General features: G+C 47.8%; 23 protein-coding genes. 15 read left to right on the plus strand and 8 right to left on the minus strand.

From position 1 onward, the window contains the following. Positions 1-2,196: NADP-dependent isocitrate dehydrogenase (locus UXZ23_RS07865; RefSeq protein ID WP_320820053.1), on the minus strand; the 2,196-nt coding region annotated here is incomplete at its 3' end. Positions 2,197-2,422: 226 nt separating this feature from the next. Here UXZ23_RS07865 and UXZ23_RS07870 point away from each other — a divergent pair. The 5 genes from UXZ23_RS07870 to dusA all read left to right on the plus strand — a co-directional run bounded on the left by UXZ23_RS07870 (position 2,423) and on the right by dusA (position 6,598). Further along, on the plus strand, positions 2,423-3,112 hold the full coding sequence (locus UXZ23_RS07870; RefSeq protein WP_320820054.1) for a pseudouridine synthase: 690 nt from the start codon (positions 2,423-2,425) through the stop codon (positions 3,110-3,112). A gap of 57 nt (positions 3,113-3,169) precedes the next feature. Continuing rightward, complete coding sequence (locus UXZ23_RS07875; protein WP_320820055.1) at positions 3,170-3,619, plus strand: NUDIX hydrolase; 450 nt, start codon at positions 3,170-3,172, stop codon at positions 3,617-3,619. A gap of 2 nt (positions 3,620-3,621) precedes the next feature. After that, positions 3,622-4,725 (plus strand): tRNA 2-thiouridine(34) synthase MnmA, encoded by a 1,104-nt coding sequence (gene mnmA, locus UXZ23_RS07880; RefSeq protein ID WP_320820056.1) that lies wholly within the window; start codon positions 3,622-3,624, stop codon positions 4,723-4,725. Next, complete coding sequence (gene hflD, locus UXZ23_RS07885; RefSeq protein WP_320820057.1) at positions 4,718-5,353, plus strand: high frequency lysogenization protein HflD; 636 nt, start codon at positions 4,718-4,720, stop codon at positions 5,351-5,353. Before mnmA ends, hflD begins: the two co-directional genes overlap by 8 nt. 201 nt (positions 5,354-5,554) lie before the next feature. Then, positions 5,555-6,598 carry a tRNA dihydrouridine(20/20a) synthase DusA gene (dusA, locus tag UXZ23_RS07890; protein WP_320820058.1) on the plus strand — a complete coding sequence of 348 codons (1,044 nt, stop codon included), beginning with the start codon at positions 5,555-5,557 and terminating at the stop codon, positions 6,596-6,598. A 51-nt stretch (positions 6,599-6,649) separates the two neighbouring features. Here dusA and UXZ23_RS07895 read toward each other — a convergent pair whose 3' ends face one another. After that, positions 6,650-6,973, minus strand: a complete 324-nt coding sequence (locus tag UXZ23_RS07895; RefSeq protein ID WP_320820059.1) for a rhodanese-like domain-containing protein — start codon at positions 6,971-6,973, stop codon at positions 6,650-6,652. A gap of 121 nt (positions 6,974-7,094) precedes the next feature. Here UXZ23_RS07895 and tal point away from each other — a divergent pair, with 121 nt between their 5' ends. Genes tal through UXZ23_RS07910 form a run of 3 tightly spaced genes read left to right on the plus strand, consistent with a single transcriptional unit; the run spans position 7,095 to position 9,344 of the window. Continuing rightward, positions 7,095-8,045 (plus strand): transaldolase, encoded by a 951-nt coding sequence (tal, locus tag UXZ23_RS07900; RefSeq protein WP_320820060.1) that lies wholly within the window; start codon positions 7,095-7,097, stop codon positions 8,043-8,045. Next, positions 8,042-8,479 carry a TerB family tellurite resistance protein gene (locus UXZ23_RS07905; RefSeq protein WP_320820061.1) on the plus strand — a complete coding sequence of 146 codons (438 nt, stop codon included), beginning with the start codon at positions 8,042-8,044 and terminating at the stop codon, positions 8,477-8,479. Before tal ends, UXZ23_RS07905 begins: the two co-directional genes overlap by 4 nt. 55 nt (positions 8,480-8,534) lie before the next feature. After that, positions 8,535-9,344: a DNA replication terminus site-binding protein gene (locus UXZ23_RS07910; protein ID WP_320820062.1), complete on the plus strand. Its 810-nt coding sequence runs from the start codon at positions 8,535-8,537 to the stop codon at positions 9,342-9,344. Between the two features lie 70 nt (positions 9,345-9,414). Here the strand turns inward: UXZ23_RS07910 and sthA are convergent, their stop codons facing one another. The 3 genes from sthA to UXZ23_RS07925 all read right to left on the minus strand — a co-directional run bounded on the left by sthA (position 9,415) and on the right by UXZ23_RS07925 (position 12,202). After that, entirely contained in the window at positions 9,415-10,806 is a 1,392-nt protein-coding gene (gene sthA, locus UXZ23_RS07915; RefSeq protein ID WP_349374176.1) for a Si-specific NAD(P)(+) transhydrogenase, read from the minus strand. A 73-nt stretch (positions 10,807-10,879) separates the two neighbouring features. Next, complete coding sequence (gene nqrM, locus UXZ23_RS07920; RefSeq protein WP_320820063.1) at positions 10,880-11,113, minus strand: (Na+)-NQR maturation NqrM; 234 nt, start codon at positions 11,111-11,113, stop codon at positions 10,880-10,882. Between the two features lie 12 nt (positions 11,114-11,125). Further along, complete coding sequence (locus UXZ23_RS07925; protein ID WP_320820064.1) at positions 11,126-12,202, minus strand: FAD:protein FMN transferase; 1,077 nt, start codon at positions 12,200-12,202, stop codon at positions 11,126-11,128. Between the two features lie 217 nt (positions 12,203-12,419). Between UXZ23_RS07925 and UXZ23_RS07930 the strand changes: the two genes are divergently transcribed. Continuing rightward, a complete protein-coding gene (locus UXZ23_RS07930; protein ID WP_015486957.1) occupies positions 12,420-12,752 on the plus strand; it encodes an ArsR/SmtB family transcription factor in 333 nt (110 codons plus the stop codon). Positions 12,753-12,787: 35 nt separating this feature from the next. Here UXZ23_RS07930 and UXZ23_RS07935 read toward each other — a convergent pair whose 3' ends face one another. Together UXZ23_RS07935 and UXZ23_RS07940 are read right to left on the minus strand one after the other, a co-directional pair. Then, on the minus strand, positions 12,788-13,711 hold the full coding sequence (locus UXZ23_RS07935; RefSeq protein ID WP_320820065.1) for a DUF4062 domain-containing protein: 924 nt from the start codon (positions 13,709-13,711) through the stop codon (positions 12,788-12,790). A 50-nt stretch (positions 13,712-13,761) separates the two neighbouring features. Beyond that, positions 13,762-14,703, minus strand: coding sequence for an AEC family transporter (locus tag UXZ23_RS07940; protein WP_320820066.1), 942 nt, complete (start codon positions 14,701-14,703; stop codon positions 13,762-13,764). A gap of 126 nt (positions 14,704-14,829) precedes the next feature. Between UXZ23_RS07940 and UXZ23_RS07945 the strand changes: the two genes are divergently transcribed. Together UXZ23_RS07945 and UXZ23_RS07950 are read left to right on the plus strand one after the other, a co-directional pair. Continuing rightward, complete coding sequence (locus UXZ23_RS07945) at positions 14,830-15,204, plus strand: hypothetical protein (RefSeq protein WP_320820067.1); 375 nt, start codon at positions 14,830-14,832, stop codon at positions 15,202-15,204. Next, positions 15,204-16,274 (plus strand): class I SAM-dependent methyltransferase, encoded by a 1,071-nt coding sequence (locus tag UXZ23_RS07950; RefSeq protein WP_320820068.1) that lies wholly within the window; start codon positions 15,204-15,206, stop codon positions 16,272-16,274. Before UXZ23_RS07945 ends, UXZ23_RS07950 begins: the two co-directional genes overlap by 1 nt. 32 nt (positions 16,275-16,306) lie before the next feature. Here the strand turns inward: UXZ23_RS07950 and UXZ23_RS07955 are convergent, their stop codons facing one another. Continuing rightward, the gene (locus UXZ23_RS07955; protein ID WP_320820069.1) at positions 16,307-16,666 is read right to left on the minus strand and encodes a hypothetical protein; all 360 of its coding nucleotides are present in this window, start codon (positions 16,664-16,666) and stop codon (positions 16,307-16,309) included. Positions 16,667-16,945: 279 nt separating this feature from the next. Here UXZ23_RS07955 and UXZ23_RS07960 point away from each other — a divergent pair, with 279 nt between their 5' ends. From UXZ23_RS07960 to UXZ23_RS07975, 4 genes are all read left to right on the plus strand, one after another. Beyond that, positions 16,946-17,470, plus strand: a complete 525-nt coding sequence (locus UXZ23_RS07960; RefSeq protein WP_320820070.1) for a hypothetical protein — start codon at positions 16,946-16,948, stop codon at positions 17,468-17,470. Between the two features lie 85 nt (positions 17,471-17,555). After that, on the plus strand, positions 17,556-18,899 hold the full coding sequence (gene yegQ / locus UXZ23_RS07965; RefSeq protein WP_320820071.1) for a tRNA 5-hydroxyuridine modification protein YegQ: 1,344 nt from the start codon (positions 17,556-17,558) through the stop codon (positions 18,897-18,899). A gap of 54 nt (positions 18,900-18,953) precedes the next feature. Then, positions 18,954-19,151, plus strand: a complete 198-nt coding sequence (locus UXZ23_RS07970) for a hypothetical protein (protein ID WP_320820072.1) — start codon at positions 18,954-18,956, stop codon at positions 19,149-19,151. Further along, positions 19,123-19,740 (plus strand): RluA family pseudouridine synthase, encoded by a 618-nt coding sequence (locus UXZ23_RS07975; protein ID WP_320820073.1) that lies wholly within the window; start codon positions 19,123-19,125, stop codon positions 19,738-19,740. The genes UXZ23_RS07970 and UXZ23_RS07975 overlap by 29 nt, the downstream gene beginning before the upstream one ends. The last annotated feature ends 14 nt before the right edge of the window (positions 19,741-19,754 follow it).

Below are 19,754 nucleotides of genomic sequence, written 5' to 3' on the forward strand. Positions count from 1 at the left end.
ACTTGGACGAAGAGCCTTTTCTGCTAAAGCAGGATCTGGCAAATAATAACCACCGATATCAACACTGCTACGTTGCACTTCTTCGAGTTCAGATACGATTTTAGCTTCATTCTGCGCCAAAGCTTTTGCCATAGGCTCAAAGTAAGCTTTCAAGCTCGCATCTTTATCTTGCGCAACAAGAGCATTAGCCCAGTACAGAGCCAAGTAAAAATGACTTCCGCGGTTATCAATCCCGCCAACTTTACGGCCTGGTGACTTATGCTCAACCAATAATTGTCCGGTTGCTTTATCTAGCGTCTCAGCCAAAACAGAAGCACGGGCATTGTCGTTAACGTGCGCCAAATGCTCCAGCGATGCCGACAGAGCCATAAACTCGCCCAATGAATCCCAGCGCAAGAAGTCTTCCTCTAGAAACTGCTGAACGTGCTTAGGCGCAGAACCGCCAGCTCCTGTCTCGAACAAACCGCCGCCACTCATCAAAGGTACAATGGAAAGCATTTTAGCACTGGTACCGACTTCTAGGATCGGGAACAGGTCGGTGAGATAGTCGCGCAGTACGTTGCCCGTAACCGAGATAGTATCTAGGCCTTGTTTTAGGCGCTCTAGAGAGTATAGCGTCGCATCATCTGGATTCATGATTTGGATATCCAACCCAGAAATATCATGTTCCGGTAGATACTCATTAACCTTAGCGATCAACTGAGCATCATGAGCACGATTTTCGTCGAGCCAAAAAATTGCTGGATTGCCAGTCGCGCGAGCGCGAGACACCGCAAGTTTCACCCAATCACGAATCGGTGCATCTTTGGCCTGGCACATACGCCATATATCGCCTTCTGCAACAGTGTGTTCGATTAGAGTGTTGCCATTGGCATCCACCACGCGAACCATACCATCACCTTCAATTTCGAATGTCTTATCGTGCGAACCATATTCTTCTGCTTGCTGGGCCATCAAACCAACGTTCGATACACTTCCCATAGTGCGAGGATCAAAAGCACCGTGCTTTTTACAGTAGTCAATTGCTACTTGGTAAATGGTCGCATAGCAACGATCTGGAATGATGGCCTTGGTATCGTGCAAACCACCATCGCTACCCCACATCTTTCCTGAGGCGCGAATCATTGCTGGCATTGAAGCATCAACGATAACATCGTTTGGTACGTGTAGATTGGTAATACCCTTATCAGAGTTAACCATGGCTAGACGCGGGCGACCTGTATAACAAGCAGCGATGTCAGCTTCTATCGCCAAACGCTGATCGTCCGGTAATTTTTTAATCTTGGCGAGCACATCACCCAAACCGTTATTCGCGTCGATATTGAGTTCTTCAAATACGCCGGCATATTTTTCGAATACCGGGGCATAAAATACTGACACTGCGTGACCGAATATAATCGGGTCAGACACTTTCATCATCGTTGCTTTCAAATGCACCGATAGCAATACATCTTTCGTCTTCGCATCAGCAATTTCAGCCTGTAGGAAGTCGCGCAGCGCTTTGCGCTCTAGCACGGAAGCATCAATAACTTCACCGGCGAGCAGCGATAGCTTTTTCTTAAGCGTCTTATGCGTGCCATTAGCACCAACAAACTCAACGCTGACGTCCGTTGCCTCTGCAAGCGTTACTGACTTTTCACTGCCATAGAAATCACCATGACTCATATGAGCAACATGACTCTTCGAGTCGCTCGACCACTCACCCATTTCGTGTGGGTTATTACGGGCATATTCTTTAACAGAAGCAGGGGCGCGACGGTCTGAATTGCCTTCGCGCAACACGGGGTTAACCGCACTGCCTTTGATTTTGTCGTAGCGCTTGCGCAGTTCAAAATCAGCCTCAGTTACAGGGTCATTTGGATATAACGGCAAGGCATAGCCTTTTTTACGCAATTCTTTAAGCGCATCCTTTAGCTGCGGCAACGACGCACTGATATTTGGTAATTTGATAATATTGGCGTCTGGATTTGCCGCCAGCAAACCGAGCTCTGTCAGTGTATCCGCCTGACGCTGCTCATCGGTAAGATAGTCTGGGAAGTTGGCCAAGATACGACCCGCCAGCGATATATCGCGAGTCTCTACAACCACGCCAGCAGATTCAGTGAATGCCTTAACGATAGGTAAGAACGAATAGGTCGCTAATGCTGGCGCCTCATCCGTTTGTGTGTATATGATTTTGGAATTGTGCGTAGACATTCTTTCTCCTGTAGCGTATTGCTGACTGCTGTTTCGCGCTGCCTGATAAACTAGTAGGCTTTTGACCCACCGCAAAATCAGGCTATTTGTCCGCCGATTACGTGCGATAATATGGAACCGGCTACGATTTGACTGCTCTGAGCTCTATGTTCAGGTGCGCTAATTTGTAGTTTTTCTACAAAAAATGCAAGCTAGACAAAAGAATAAGTAGTTTTCTTACAGAATTATGCCATCACTTATCCTACTTAATAAGCCCTTTAACGTCCTTTGTCAGTTCACCGACAAAGAAGGTCGTGAAACGCTTAGCAGTTATGTTAGTACACCAAATCATTATCCGGCAGGTCGTTTGGATTATGACTCGGAAGGCCTGCTGCTCTTGACCGATAGTGGCACCCTGCAAGCCAGAATTGCAGATCCGCGTCACAAAATGACTAAGACCTACTGGGTGCAAGTGGAAGGTATACCTGATGAGACCTCATTAGAGGCTCTGCGTCACGGGGTTGTACTGAAAGACGGGCCTACCCGCCCTGCCAAAGTGAACATTATTCCCGAACCAGTATTATGGGAGCGCAGTCCGCCGATCAGGCAACGCGCAAATGACATCACCAGTTGGTTAGAAATTCAAATTAGTGAAGGACGAAATCGCCAAGTGCGGAGAATGACCGCTCACATCGGCCACCCTACGTTGCGTTTAGTCAGAGTTGCGATTGGGAGCTGGTCGTTATTCGATAAGACCAATTCTAGCAATTCACTTATCCAACCCGGTAGCTCATGCACCCTCGAAATTCATATGCCTACACCAAGCAGCAAGGAACAAAACCCTCGCAACAGCCAAAAGCCGACTAGCAACCGAAAAAATGTTCGCTCAGGGCAGCAAATCAGCCGCACAAAAAAAACCAGTCAAAAAAACCGCTGATTTGAGTGCCACCCCATACTTCAGGTAAACTGCCGCGATTTCCACACGGGATTCATCATGAATAAGCGCTGGACACCCCACGCAACCGTAGCCACGATTGTGTTTCACAACGACCGTTTTTTAATGGTTGAAGAACTAAGTGCGGGCGAAGCGGTATTCAATCAACCAGCGGGGCATATCGAAGCTGGCGAGACCATAGAAACTGCAGCTATCCGTGAGACTCTCGAAGAAACCGGCTGGCATGTCGCCATTACCGCACTGCTCGGGCTCTACACCTATACAGCACCCGCCAATGGCATTACCTATCATCGTTACTGCCTCATTGGCGAGGCCATAAACCACGACACCGATGCGGAGCTTGATGAAGGCATTATTGGCCCACAATGGCTCACCATTGAAGAGCTTCGTTCTAGCAGCCGCTTGCGCAGCCCCATGGTTTTAACGTGCGCGGAAGATTATATTTCTGGGCGGCACTACCCTCTAGACGTCATTACTGAGCATCCATAAACATGACTGAGACTGCAGCATTAAAAGTCATTGTCGGCATGTCCGGCGGTGTTGATTCATCGGTATCAGCTTATCTTCTTATGCAACAAGGCTATCAGGTTGAAGGCTTGTTCATGAAAAACTGGGATGAAGATGACGGTACAGAATACTGCACAGCAAAGGATGACTTAGCTGACGCGCAACAAGTATGTGACACCTTGGGCATTCAACTGCATCAGGCTAACTTCGCCGCTGAATACTGGGACAATGTGTTCGAATACTTTCTTAACGAATACAAGGCGGGCCGCACTCCAAACCCAGATATTCTTTGTAATCGTGAAATTAAATTCAAAGCTTTTTTGGAATACGCCAAACATCTAGGCGCAGATCTGATCGCAACAGGCCACTACGTACGCCGGGGGGAGCGTGATGGCAACACATGCTTACTCAAAGGTCTTGATGCCAATAAAGATCAAAGTTACTTCTTACACGCCGTAGCCGCGACTGAAATAGAACAAACCTTATTTCCCGTAGGCGAGTTAGAAAAGCCAGAAGTGCGACGCATTGCTGAAGCCAACAACCTTATTACGCACAATAAAAAGGATTCTACTGGCATCTGCTTTATCGGCGAACGACGCTTCAAAGACTTTTTACAGCAGTATCTTCCCGCACAACCGGGCCGAATTGAAACCCCAGAAGGCGAAGATATTGGCGAACATCAAGGCTTGATGTATCACACTCTGGGGCAACGCCAAGGGCTTGGCATCGGTGGGTTGAAAAACCACCCCGATGCACCCTGGTTCGTTGCAGGTAAAGACCTAGAACGCAACGTACTGATAGCTGTACAAGGCATAGAGCACCCATTGCTATTTAAAGAATGGCTGACCACAGATCAAGTATTCTGGGTAAACGAAGAACCCTCTTCACTACCGCTGCAATGCAAAGCGAAAGTACGTTATCGTCAGGATGATCAAGACTGCACGATTTACTCCACCGCAACGGGTTATCGTGTTGAATTCAGCAAGCCACAACGAGCAATCACACCGGGGCAATCTGTGGTGTTTTACCTTGATGACAACTGTCTTGGCGGCGGTGTTATCGAACAAACAGGAAATTTAAATGAATAATCGTAGCCATGAACAAGCCATTGCTCTCGCCGCGGTATTTCAAGCAGCCACCTTGGTAGAACAACTCGCGCGCACGGGTGACATCGCCAGCGACGCCAGCGACCCGCTTATAAAAAGCCTATTCGAACAATCGCCAGAGCATTTTAATGACGTTTATGGCGACCCCAAGCTCAACTTAGGAATAGGCTTGCGGCAGGTGCAAGTAGTGTGCAAGCGCGACCCGCGCGGTTTAAACCCCGACGTCACCCGCTACGCACTAAGCCTGCTGCATTTGGAACGCAAATTATTTAAATCGCCAGCAATGATCTCGCAACTTGGCCAAGGGATTGATGCCGCCTCGCGCCAAGCTCAACACTTTTCCCCAACGCACGAAAATACCGTTGCAGCCCTAGCGGGACTATACAAACAAACGTTAAGCAACCTTAGTTTTCGTATTCGGGTAACCGGCAACCCTACCTACCTGCAAACCAACTACACCGCCAATCGAGTGCGCGCGTTGCTGCTCGCCGGTATTCGCGGAGCGATTTTATGGCGTCAGGTAGGTGGCAAGCGCTGGCATTTATTAACCAATCGCAAACGCTATCTAAAAGCCTGCGAAGAGTTGCTCAATCAACCGTCTGGGCATTAATTAAACCGGTGAATTTCACCAATTTATAATGGTGAATATTGATTGGTTATTTACAAAAAATTAAGAAAAAAAATGCTATTTGCACGGCTGTTTTAGTCTGTTACTGATGAACAGCAGCCGTTTTGAAATCCGCTTTTGGTGCGTCCTATGGCCCTCTATGCGATAATGCGGCCTTTATTTTTAAGCCAGCTTATCTCAAACATGACGCAAGAATACGCCCCTGCCCAATCCGAGCAAACCCGCTGCAGTGCTGATGCCGCCCGCAAACCCGTGAACCGTCGATTTTCAACGGCACCTATGATGGATTGGAGCGATTCCAATTGCCGCTATTTTTGGCGGCAGTTAACAAAACACGCAGTGTTGTACTCTGAGATGGTGACTACCGGTGCGCTAATTCATGGCAATCGCGAACGCTTTCTTGCTTATGATGATGTGGAGCATCCATTGGCGTTGCAACTCGGTGGTAGTAATCCAGCCGATCTAGCTCAGTGCGCACGCTTTGCTCAAGATTGGGGTTACGACGAGGTTAACTTAAACGTGGGTTGCCCTAGCGACCGTGTGCAAAACAATATGATTGGTGCCTGCTTGATGGGTCATGGAGATTTGGTCGCCGATTGTATTAAGTCGATGCAGGATGCGACGGATATTGATGTCACCATCAAACATCGCATCGGTATTGATGATCTCGACAGCTATGAGCACATGCGCGATTTCGTTGGCAAAATTGCCGATACTGGCTGTAAAACCTTCATTGTTCATGCGCGCAAAGCGATTCTTCAGGGCTTGTCGCCAAAGGAAAACCGCGAAGTTCCGCCGTTAAAATACGATTTCGTTTATCGCTTAAAGCAGGAATTCCCCGACCTCGAAATCATCATCAATGGCGGCATTACCAATCACGATCAAATCACAGAGATGCTGACTCACGTTGATGGCGTCATGCTCGGTCGCGAGGCATACCACAACCCTGCGGTTCTACTTGATGTGGATGCGCGTTATTACAACGAAGGTTCAATCAGTGAAGAAGATGCGGATAAAGCAGCACTAATCCGAAGCTTGTACCCTTACATAGAAGCACAACTGAGCAAAGGGGCGACTCTGCACCACATTTCTCGCCATACATTAGGCTTATTTAATGGCCAACCTGGGGCGCGCATGTACCGTCGCCATCTTAGCGAGAATGCACATCGCAAAGATGCTGGCATCGAGGTCATGGAGCAGGCCTTAGCCTTGATGGGATATAACTGATCAAATGCTTAGGTGAGAGCTTCTAGCGTTACAGCCCTCACCTCGACATTATCAGCGCGGACGCTGAGTATCGTATAGCTCTTCGGCTTCTTCTAAGCCGCCAACATTATGAACATTGGTATACCCTTCCGCTTGCAGCGCTTTTAGCGCGACATCCGCACGACGACCCGAACGGCAATAAACGTACACTTTTGTGTCTTTATTCGGGATAAGTGCTGGCGCTTTTTCTGCCACGTCAGTATGTGGAATATTCAGCGCAACAGGCACATGGCCACCGCCAAATTCTTGCGCAGATCGAACATCTAACCACACCGATTCTTCGGCTATAGCCAGCAGACTGGTTAGCATTAAAGCGATAACAGCAAAAACTTTCATAAACTTCTCCAAGTATTTGTAATGAATGGCCTTTTTTAATAAAGACTTGCGCCCTTCCGTTGACGTCACGCCTGCCTTAAGACACTCTAACTCACTATCTATATAAGCAACAGGATCGACCATGAGCAAACTGGACGCCCTGCGTAAAATGACGGTGGTAGTAGCGGACACAGGTGATATTGATGCCATCCGCACACATAAACCGCAAGACGCAACGACTAACCCATCATTGATTTTGAAAGCGGCAACACTGCCAGCCTATCAAGCTCACATTCAAGCAGCCTTAACATGGGCTAAAACTGCCAACAACGGTGAAGATTTTATCATCAACGCCTGCGACCACCTTGCCGTGGCCATTGGCTGTGAAATTCTCGACATCATTCCTGGTTTGGTTTCAACCGAAGTCGATGCGCGCTTATCATTCGATACTGAAGCTATGATTAAAAAAGCACGCAAGCTGATAGCCATGTATGCCAATGCCGGCGTCAGCAGAGAGCGCATATTGATTAAAATTGCTTCCACTTGGGAAGGTATTCAAGCTGCTAAACAATTAGAAGCGGAAGGTATTCATTGCAACCTAACCCTACTCTTCAACTTCACTCAGGCCGTCGCCTGTGCCGAAGCGGGTGCAACTCTAATTTCTCCGTTTGTAGGCCGCATTCTGGATTGGTACAAAGCTCAAGACCCTAGCGCCGATTATAGCGGCGAGAACGATCCCGGGGTTGTGTCGGTGACACAGATCTACAACTACTACAAACAACATGGCTATAAAACCATTGTGATGGGCGCAAGTTTCCGCAACACAGGGGAAGTCGAGGCGCTGGCCGGTTGCGACAAGCTAACCATTAGCCCTGACCTATTGGCAGCATTAACCGCTGACAGCACACCACTAGAGCGTCGTTTGGAGCCCGCAAAAGCGTCCACCCATATTGAGCGTCACAGTGCCTCAGAAGCTCAATTCCGCTGGGCGATGAACGAAGACACTATGGCTACCGACAAACTAGCCGATGGCATTCGACGTTTTGCAGCAGATCAAGTACTGCTTGAGCAACAACTCAGCGAGCTAGCATGATCAAAGCGCTTTTTTCCAAGTTGTTAGCACCGACTGAGCCGGTACAAGAGGTGGACGTCCAATTGGCGTCCGCTGTATTGCTGGTCGAGATCATGAGTGCCGACCACTCAATTGATACTGCCGAACAAACAGCCTTGGTTGCAGTGTTGAGCAATTTGTTCGCCATATCTCAAAGCGTTGCTGAAACGTTGATGGTGGAAGCCAGTGAAAAAGCGAAGGATTCTGTCGATCTCTTCCGCTTTACCGAGGCCGTTCACAAGCGTTTCAGTGATGCGCAAAAGTTTCAGTTGATCGTTGGGTTATGGGCTGTCGCTTACGCCAGTAACGGCTTAGATAAGTACGAAGAACATATGATTCGTCGCATTTCTGATTTGCTCTACATTCCTCATGGCGAGTTTATTAGAGCCAAGCATCTCGCTCGCGCACAGGCTTAATCTTCTCGATATGATCTTTGATATCAAAACGCAATTCGCCACACTGGTTATGCAGATGGCTCAACTTCGCCAGCATATAGAGCAGCAAAGCCCTAGCTACTGGTTTCCCCTTAGTAATACCGAGCAAGCAGTAGGGTTAAAACCGTTAAATTCACTGTGTGACTTGTTATGCGACTTTTGGTACCACGACAATCAGGATGGCCGCGAAACACGCAGTCGCCACGGATTAATCGTCGCCGATCCACAAACTCAAACCCATATTGCTGAAATTAACGTAAACAAAGATCGACTTCGCGCTGCCATTCGCGAGATGAAAGAGACGCTGGGAAGTAATGAGTGGCAATTACTAAGCGAGCAGCTCAGCGAAGAACACATCGGCTTTCGCCAAAACCTCGCCAACGCAGGTTTGGCGCGACTGCATTTAAAGCAATGCGTACGGCATATTCCGTTATTGAGCGAAATGCCAAAACGCGTTGGTTTTAGCTGGTATACCAATGGACGCAGCATTAAGCGCATCAGCATCAAAGAAGCTGAGGAAAAGCTGCTTAATCTTGGTGCCGACAAACCTCACATTCAGATTCAACTGGAGCGACTTGGGCAATTACGTGGGGATACCAAGCTAGCGCAGATGCAAACCCTCGCGCCAGTAGTGCGTGCTAATTTAGTATTCGAAACTCATCGTAAAGCGATGAATGCATCGCTGCCGTTATTTCTGCCCACAGATAATCCTCACGCGGACTTGCCAGCTTACAAAGACATTCCTCTAGAGCCGCCCGTTGGGCGCACTAGACAAAGTCGCGACGATTTTCAGCTATCGGACGTACCACTACTGCCAAGCCTGCGAATTTATACTTACCGCGATTAACGCGGCTTTAAAAGCCAGAAACAAAAACGGCGCTCTTAAAGAGCGCCGTTTCTATTTAAACCCATTAAACCTACAAACGATTCAAGCCGTTCAGCGCTGCAACACGATACGCTTCAGCCATTGTTGGATAGTTAAATGTGGTATTTACAAAATAGCGCAAGGTATTACCTTCGCCCTTTTGCTGCATAATGGCTTGTCCAATATGCACAATCTCAGCCGCTTGGTCACCAAAGCAATGAATACCCAATAGCTCGAGAGTTTGACGATGAAATAGGATCTTTAACATACCTACCCCTTCACCAGTAATCTGCGCACGGGCGATATTTTTGAAGAAAGCCTGACCTACTTCGTAAGGCACTTTTTCTTCTGTTAATTGGCGCTCAGTTTTGCCAATCGAGCTGATTTCCGGAATGGTGTAAATACCGGTAGGTACGGAATCGACATAACGAAAATCTTCTGGCGAGGCAATAATTGCCGCTGCAGCGCGACCTTGATCGTAAGCCGCTGATGCCAATGATGGCCAACCAATAACATCGCCAACAGCATAAACATGGCTAAGTGCAGTGCGGTACTCTCCATCCACATCGAGTTGACCACGACTATTGGGCTTTAAGCCAATCGCCTCTAGGCCTAAGTGCTCGGTATTGCCGGTACGACCCGCAGCCCAAAGGAAGGCGTCTGCTTTTACCTTTTTGCCTGAGGTCATCGTCATGGTGACATAACGATCATTGGCCTCAACTGATTCAAATTGCTCGGTATGACGAATCAATGCGCCTTTATCACGCAGGTGATAACTCAAGGCATCTGAAATTTCATCATCCAAAAAATTCAACAAACGATCGCCAGGGTGAATCAAATCGACCTTCACGCCCAAGCCAGAAAATATAGAGGCGTACTCACAGCCAATAACACCTGCACCATAAATAATGATGGTGCGTGGCGTGTGGTCTAGCTCCAGCACAGTGTCCGAATCGTAGATGCGCGGATGGTTGAAATCGATATTTTTTGGACGCCAAGGGCTAGAGCCCGTAGCAATCACAATTTCTTTGGCATGTAGGCGCGTATTGCTCTGACTGCCATGATAAACATCAATGGTGTGATCATCGGCAAACTTCGCCATGCCGGTGTAGACGCTAATGCGGTTGCGACCATAAAACTCTGTGCGCAACTTAACCTGCTTGGCGATAACGCGTTCTGCGTTTTTCAACACACCTTGAAATGAAAACCAACGCGGCTCGCCAATTTCGCGGAACATGGGATTGGTGTTGAACTGAATGATCTGTTTTACCGCGTGACGTAAGGCTTTAGAAGGAATCGTACCCCAATGCGTACAGTTACCACCCAGCATGCTTTTATCTTCAACGACCGCTACTTTCTTGCCTTTCTTGGCAGCGTTCATCGCCGCACCCTCACCCGCAGGGCCCGCGCCGATGATAACGACGTCGTAGTGATAATCCGCCATGCGTAATACTCCGTTATAGCTTCTGGTAATTAAGATTCTTGTAATTCTAGATTATTTTTACAATAGCGCAGGATTAGCGCTTAGTCGCATCGTAAAAATCGGCATTGTCTGACGCCTTTCCAGCTTCTTTACTTTCTTTCTCGCAACGATTTTTATCACCGCCACAGACATCACACGCGGTGTCCATACCGATGGCACTCATACCACCACAAGAGCCAGCAATTGGCTTGCGACCCATAATCACACCAATTGCCATAGCAGCAACGATGAACAGCATAACGCCAAAGGCGATGACGATTGTCGACATAATCAGTTTTCCTTAATGGTTTGCACCATTGGTTGGAGTTGATTGAAATTTCTGTTGAAAGCGAGAGGATGCCATTTCGGTAAATCCGTCCCCCTCTCGAATGATCATAAACACAGCAAGTTCATTAGCTTCCGCGAGCGCAATCGCTGCTTCAGGCCCAGCTACATTTAATGCGGTAGCCCACGCATCAGCCAAAGAGCATGAGTCATGAACCACAGTTACAGAAGCTAACGCATGACGAATCGGATAACCCGTCAACGGGTCAATTGTATGAGAATAGCGCACGCCGCCTTCTTCATAATAGTTGCGATAATCGCCAGAGGTGGCCACGGCATTGTCGCCAAGGCTAAGTATTAGTTCGGCCTGACGATCAGCTACGGTTGAGACTGGGCGTTCAACCGCAATCGACCAAGCGCCTTCAGGCTTGCTACCGCGAGTTCGCAACTCGCCACCGATTTCGACTAAATAATTGTTAACGCCATGCGATTCCAGCAAACGTCCGATTTCATCGACTCCCCAACCTTTAGCGACAGCTGAAAGGTCAATATATAAGGGCCGCAACATGCGAATTTGATTTTTATCTCTACTCAGTATGAGTGACTTCATACCGACTTGTTCCAATAGTTTCGCAATCTCTTCAGTAGAAGGAACGCCACGCTCATCGTCAGGACCAAAACCCCAGCGATTTACAAGCGGACCAACAGTGACATCCAAGCGCCCAACACTGTACCGGCTGACCTCATCAGCATCGCGCAGCACCGCCATAAGATCGGCGGAAACATCGATCCAAGCTTCTGGGTCAACATCCTTTCTTTGATTTAATAACGACAGCTCGGATGATTTATCGTAAGTGGACATCGAATGGTTTATCTCACGCAGGCGCGAATCTACCAAAGCTTGCAAAGCCTCTTCCGAAACGTCACCAGTATCAACCCAGCTAATGTGATATTGAGTGCCCATCGTAGGACCACTGATATGTAATATATCTGGGCTAAATAGGCGCGAACATGACGCCAACAGAAGAACGGAACTGATAGCCAAACAAAAACTCAAGCGACCAATCGCTTTTGAGCCAAAAGATATGCGCATAATCACCTCTAATCAGATGGCCTGCAGTATACCGAGTGTTGACCTGCCTTGCATGAAAGTCAGGCACTCAACCACGTAAAATCAACAGAAACAGTATTTTTCACGAACCAGCAGTCGTCATATTGAAAATATCGAGAAAATCCCAACGAAATATCTACTCAGTTATATTCCAAAAGCCTTATTTACCATAAAATGGTCGGCTTAGTGGAGAATACACATGCAACAAATGTTATCCGATGAAATGTTAGAGCTTATTTCACAGCGCTTTCGCTTGCTGGCAGACCCAATGCGTCTGAAGATACTGCATCACCTACAGTCCGGGGAAAAGTCAGTTACAGAGCTAGTCACCGTTACCGGTGCATCTCAACCCAACGTATCAAAGCATCTATCAACATTGCGAACTCATGGCTTGGTGCGTCGTCGTCAAGAAGGAAATATGGCGTTTTTTTCCATAGGCGCCCCATTCATTTTCGAGCTGTGCAACACGGTGTGCGACAGCATGAAGACTGAATTGGAACAAAAAAACGCTCTGCTAGCCGATAATAGTTAAACGAAGCGCCTCCAGACTTCGAGGCAGGCACTGAATTAGTCGGAACTCGGCGGCAACGTCCAAAGAGTTCGGCCATTATCAGCTGAACATTCAACCAAGCCGCGCTCGCGCCACGTCGTTAAAATCCCATTAAACTGAGCACGTTCCACGCGCACATCATCCACCGCATGAGCGCCTTCGTGCTGCCCTAGAAGCAAAACGCTCATTTTGGGCGTTAGCGAATTCTCAACCTGCGCTCGCAGACGCTCCTCACTGATGCCAAGGCGTAGTAAAGGTAAAATACCCAGCCACAGTTGGTCTTCTTGCACCTCTAGCGTTTGCCGCTGCAACGATAGATTGCCATTGCGATAAACATTCGCCTGTAACAACAAGTTAATTGTTTCTTTGCCTGGTGATTGAAAACTTTTCCTAGGTGTCGATACGGTTATCTTTGGCGCTGGTTTGAATGCAACAGGTATCGAAATTTCAGGAACTTTAGCTTCTCGCACCCACGTTCCGACATTAGTGCGCTGCCAACCTTGCAATGTCGAATTAACATGAACTGACAATTCATCGCGTAAATGCCAAACACGGAACGGTACTTCTTTCATAAGGATGGCGTGAAAGTCGGCCAATCGACGAGCATCTTCGGATTGTCGTGAGCCGTCGTGGGTATTCTTAATTAGCGCAACGACCGGTTTTTGCAATGAACGCGCATGAACCAATTCTCGATGCTGATAACTGATACCCGTTTGAGATATCTGACCGTACTCATTACCAAGAACAAACAGAAAAGCATCTGCTATTTCAATTTGCCGACGCACCAGAGCCCAATCGTATTCGACAATATCGTGCTGCCAAACCATGCCATTGGTTAGCATGCCCGCCGCGGCACAAACACGCTCGCATTCAAACCGCTCAGACGCAAGAGATGCTGAGCTGGCAATATAAACGAGAAAATGAGAGTCCTTCTTATTCATAGACGTCCGCGCTAACTCCGTAATAGTCATTCATTCTTATTTTGCGTTCACTATACCAGTGGTAATAGCCCGATAACATAGACGAAGCCGCTGACAGTAATACCCGCGCCCAATGTCGTTAAAGCAATAGCGTTTGCCGTCAGCTTCACATCAGCCTTCATCGCTCCAGCCATAACAAAGGCTGCCGCAGCAGTTGGGCTTGCGAACATTAGCACAATGATGGCTAATTCTTCGTGGCGAAATCCTAAACACCACGCAGCGACCCCAACAAGCGTAGGCAATACCAGGAGTTTAAGCCCAACAATATGCCAAGTTAATCGATTGGCCTGTTTGAGAGCACTGGCGCTCAATGAGGCGCCAATACCAATCAACGCCAATGGCAGAGTCATGGAAGCGAGTGCATTACCAGCACGAGCAACCATCGTTGGAATCTCTAATCCGCTAACACTAAAAGGTACTGCCAACACAATGGCAATAATGAGCGGGTTTTGAGCCATGGCAACCCACTGCTGTCGCCAATTGACCGCCTGCCCTTGCTGCGCTAACACCCAAACTGATAATAAATTATAAATGGGCGTTACCACCGCAAGGACGAGAGCCCCAAGAACCGCTCCGGCATCGCCATAGGCATTGATGCAAAGCGCCAAACCAACAATTCCTAAATTGCTACGAAACGAGGCTTGGACAAAAGCGCCATATTGCACCACGTTCACACCAACCAATGTCGCCCACCCGACCGCAGCAAAATAAGCAATTACAGCCGCCAAGGCGACAAATGCTGTTAACTCTAAGTGCTGCTCAAGCTGAATATCCGCCGTTGCGATCGCCATAAACATCAATACAGGCAAAGAGACCCTAAATACCAATTTGGACGAAGCTTCGACAAAAGCGCTATCGACAATTCCTCGGTACTTTAGCCAAATCCCGAGCACCACCAACAGAATGACAGGCATCGTGGTTTCGAGGGTGAAAAGCAGTGTTTGCCAATACATCAGTTATTGCATCCATTAAAGGCCGAATTTCAAAACCGCTGGATTATACGACTTGTATGTCACCGGATACCAACCCGAGCGCGCCTGCGGTAGAATGGGCCTCAAATTGATAGAAGTAGCCTTATTATGTCCCGCAAGAAGAAAACCCGCTCACTCAGCCGCGTTCATGGCATCAAAACCGGCAGCATTTCTAAGCTCCAACGCGCAGAAGGCACCGATCGCCAAACCGGTAAGCGGGTAAAAAACAAAGTTAAATCTGTTTTCGATAAGTTTTTGGACGAAAACCCTGAAGCTAAGAAAGAGCTTATTCGCGAACAAGCGATCAAGGCCAAAGCCAGCTCCGACGCTAAAAACAAAGCAGCAAACGAACTTAATGCAAAGATTCGTGCTGTACGTGAAAAGCAGGAAGCTCGTCAGGCCGCGCGCGCCGCTGCAGAAAAAGATGAACCAACTGATCTGCTCGATTTACTAGAGAAGAAAGATCTAGGTGACTTCTACTGATGCCCGTGTGGCAACACACTGGGCTCACGCTCGATTGCTACCCAAAAGTACCAGCGCACGTCAGCTTGCCTTGGGATGCAGCGGATGAGTATCTGCTTGAGCACTGCAATCAATCAGCATCGATAAGCACACTTCTGCTCAACGACCGCCATGGCGCTTTATCTTGCGCCCTACCTCATGCGGCCAGCTACAACGATAGCGCCAGTGGCAGAATTGCCACTCAGTGCAATAGAGCGCTCAACCATTCAGCCCGAGCCAACTTCGTTGACAGCCCAGTAATAGCTCAGCAGGTACTGATTAAGATTCCAAAAAACTGGGAGCAGCTTCTCGACCAACTGGCATTAATAACTGCGCTAGCACCAACAGCGACTGTGTATCTTGCAGGCATGGCTAAACATATCCCAGTATCTTGGTTGCAGTGGCTGGAACAGAACGCCAGTCGCTATGTGCAGTACAAAATTGTGCGTAAAGCGCGACTTATCGAGCTAACCCCTAGTGAGTCAATGCTAAACGGCAATGACCGTTTTAGAGGTTACAAAACCGAATCAGGGCTAAACCTCAGTGCACTGCCCGGCGTATTTGCGCGCCAGCAAATGGATATTGGTACGCGCGTAATGCTTGAGCATCTTCCTAGCGCGATGACCGGTACTGTTTGCGATCTTGGCTGCGGCAATGGCTTATTAGCTTTGAGTATCAAACAAAAACACCCAGAAACTCGCGTCATCGCGACCGATGACTCGCTACTGGCAGTTGAATCAGCCCGCAGAAATGCGGAAGTTAATGACTTAAGTATCGACGTGAGACACGGCAACATACTTCAAGCCGTTGAGGAATCTTTAGATTGGGTGGTCTGTAACCCGCCGTTTCATGACGGACACAAACAGTTGACCAACATAGCAGAAGCTATGTTTTTGCAGAGCCAGCAACAATTAAACCCCGGTGGCACATTACTAGTGATAGCCAATAGGCACTTACCCTATTTGGCCAAGCTTAAAAGCTTATTTGCGAGTGTTAATTCTTTATCGTCGGATAAACGCTTTGTCGTATATCAGTGTCGCAAACGCAGCTGACAACTCGACTGCACCGATAAACCGAGCCAATATTAAGTTCCATGTCGGCGAAATCCCTGTTCTGGTAACGAAACCATTGCCATATGAGCTGATATCCAGTGATACCCATTCGCACCAATATGAGTAAAGCGTGCACACACAGCAACCTGCGTTGCCGATACTCGGCGTATAGAATGAATCTGGCATTCGCCAGTTACGACTTGCCGCCCTTGCGGGGTTAGCAAACTTAACTCAATTGAAAATACCTTAAATCGCCCACACTCATCCCTAAGGCCTCGTGTTGTTTGAGGATCTAACACACATTCAAATCCCAATGGCGTTAACTCATCAACATCGACCTTAAAAGCACTTTCCGGCATCTGGATATCAATAAACTTAATGTTCGTGTTCATCGCATTTATTACACACCAATAGTTGTACAGTTATTAAACAATAGCGAAGCTTATTAAAAATGCAAAGTCAACGGCGATTTACAAGCATATATCAGCAATATTTTTCCATATGTGACCTATTTTGCATTTTAAGACCTCTATATTCAGCAACTACAAAAAGATATGGAGGCCACCTTAGCCAGAACCATAAATACCTCTCCCCCTATATTGATTTGATATACATCACTATATGAAATGACTACCATAGCGGCACTTTGACTCTCCTTTTGGTGCCCTTTTATGTTCAGCTCTTCAAGCGCCGTGGCGCGTTCTGCGATATGCGCAGCCATCGCCAGCATCAATGAAGTACACGTTATTTTTTGGGGCGAGCATAACAATATCGATATCACCCCTTTTCAAAAACTGGTACGTAAGACTCTAAGTTTTTTATCCGGTGAGTTAAAATCCGAATCCAACTTGCAGCGGTTTTATGTCGAGTTTCAAGATTGGCGCGAGACATTAGAAGAAGATGACAGTCTTGCATGGCGTATAACCGAATTATGTTTTGCCAGTTTAAGCAGTGCCGTCGACTGCTTATTTGATCCGGAATGCGATGACCTTTCCCTTATCGAAAATACCCTATTCGGCTTATATGAAGAAATGGATGAATTAGGCGCCGATAGTGAGCCATTAAAAGAATACTGGTCTGCACTTAAAGACGAATGGCAAGAACAACTTAACGGCAAAACCCAACGTCCACTGCCGCAATTATTTTTCCGCACCTTAAATGAAAACGATGCCAGCCTATTTGGATTAGAACGCTAATCTCACACTCAACAAGCTGACCCAGATCAATGAGCAAAGTATAAAGCCGCCTAAAATTGGCGGCTTTTTGCTTCATGTGATCATTATGACCCCCGAACTCCTATCGCCAGCCGGTACGCTTAACAATCTCAAATACGCACTCGCCTACGGCGCAGATGCCATCTACGCTGGGCAACCACGCTACAGCCTGCGTGTACGCAATAACGATTTTACGCTAGACAATCTTGCGACAGGTATCGACTACGCGCACGCTCGCGGTAAAAAACTGTACGTTGCCAGCAACATCGCTCCGCATAACAGCAAGGTCGCAACCTACATGCGCGACATACAACCCGTGATTGAAATGAAGCCAGACGCACTCATCATGTCCGATCCCGGTTTAATTATGATGGTGAAAGATCGGTGGCCAGATACTGAGATTCATCTATCGGTACAAGCAAACGTCGTCAATTACGCAACGGTTGAGTTTTGGCGTCGCCAAGGCATAAGCCGCATAATCTTATCGCGCGAGTTATCACTGGATGAGATCGCTGACATTCGTGAACATAGCCCCGAAATGGAATTGGAGGTCTTTGTTCATGGTGCACTTTGCATTGCTTATTCTGGTCGCTGCCTGCTGTCTGGCTATATGAATCATCGCGATCCAAACCAAGGTACATGCACCAACGCTTGCCGCTGGCAGTACCAAGCCCATGACGCGCAAGAAACCGATACTGGTAACATCATACCTACCGGTGTGAACGAGTTTGATCCAACGCTAGGCATTGGCAAGCCGACGGATCGCATTATGTTATTACAAGAACCTAATCGCCCGAATGACTACATGCCTGCCTTTGAAGATGAGCACGGCACCTACATTATGAATTCGAAAGATTTACGCGCGATTCAGCACATTCAAAAACTGGTTGAACTCGGCGTACATTCATTAAAAATCGAAGGCCGCACCAAGTCACACTACTACGTTGCACGAACAGCCCAGGCTTATCGCCAAGCAATTGATGATGCGGTAGCCGGACGTGGCTTTGATAACAACTTAATGGATACCCTCGAAAACATGTCCAATCGTGGTTATACCGAGGGCTTCTTTCGGCGCCACGTACACGACGAACACCAAAATTACGAGCGTGGATCATCTATGTCGACGGGGCAGCAATTTGTCGGAGAGGTAATAGATGAAAGCGCTGACGAACTAATCGTAGAAGTAAAAAACCGTTTCGAAGTGGGCGACAGCATGGAGTTAATGACCACCGTTGGAAACATCTGTTTTACCTTAACAGCGATTTCATCAATGAATGGTCAGTTAAGAACAGACGCCCCTGGGTCTGGCTTTACTGTTCGCATCCCGAAACCGAAATCTGCGTTTAACGACAACTCGTTTCCACTTCCACGTGCCTTACTCATTCGCAACTTGCCGCAGCACGAAGGATAACTCTAGTCAGCCCCCGATCAAGGGGGCTCACCTTGTATATCAAAGAGCCTTATCGTGCCTAACCCTTTGGAGAGCCATGGCCTGCGTGTTAGTATCCGCCGCGCTCGAGATAACGACGACAGCCTAGCAGCGGACACCATTATCCAAGCATTCAATGACGGCTTAGCACGCAGACGTGCTGACGGTCGCTACACCACTTTATTGGATAAGCATCGCTACCCTCATGACACAGATGAACTTGCTGCACATTGACGACGACATCATCATCATCAACAAACAATCTGGTTTATTGAGTGTTCCCGGTCGATACATTAAAGATTCAGCGGTATCACGCTTAGCCGAGCGTTATGGCGATATCTTCGTGATTCACCGTCTAGATCAAGATACATCGGGCATACTTGTCTTTGCTCGCAACAAGGCAGCACTGACCGGTGTGCAGCAGCAGTTCGAAAAACAAACAACCCGCAAAGTCTATGAGGCCGTCGTGCTCGGTCGCGTTAAAGGCAATATGGGCTGTATCAATATGCCGATCATAGTTGATTGGCCGAACCGTCCATTACAGATGATCAGTCATTCCGACGGTCGCTATGCGCTCACACGCTGGAATAAAATGGCCGAAGAAGATGGTAATACACGTATTGAGTTGCACCCAAAAACAGGGCGATCTCATCAACTACGTTTACACATGCAGCAAATAGGTCATCCGATCGTTGGCGACACTCTGTACGCCGGTGCTGGAGCTGAGCTGGAGCCTAGATTGAAATTACATGCCCGCGAACTGGATTTTCGCCACCCAGTGAGTGGCGAGTTGTTTGAAATTGTTTGCCAGCCTGACTTCTAAACGTGCACCTTGCA

The sequence above is a fragment of the Thalassolituus sp. genome (assembly GCF_034111725.1).
In the GTDB taxonomy this organism is placed as follows: domain Bacteria; phylum Pseudomonadota; class Gammaproteobacteria; order Pseudomonadales; family Oceanobacteraceae; genus Thalassolituus.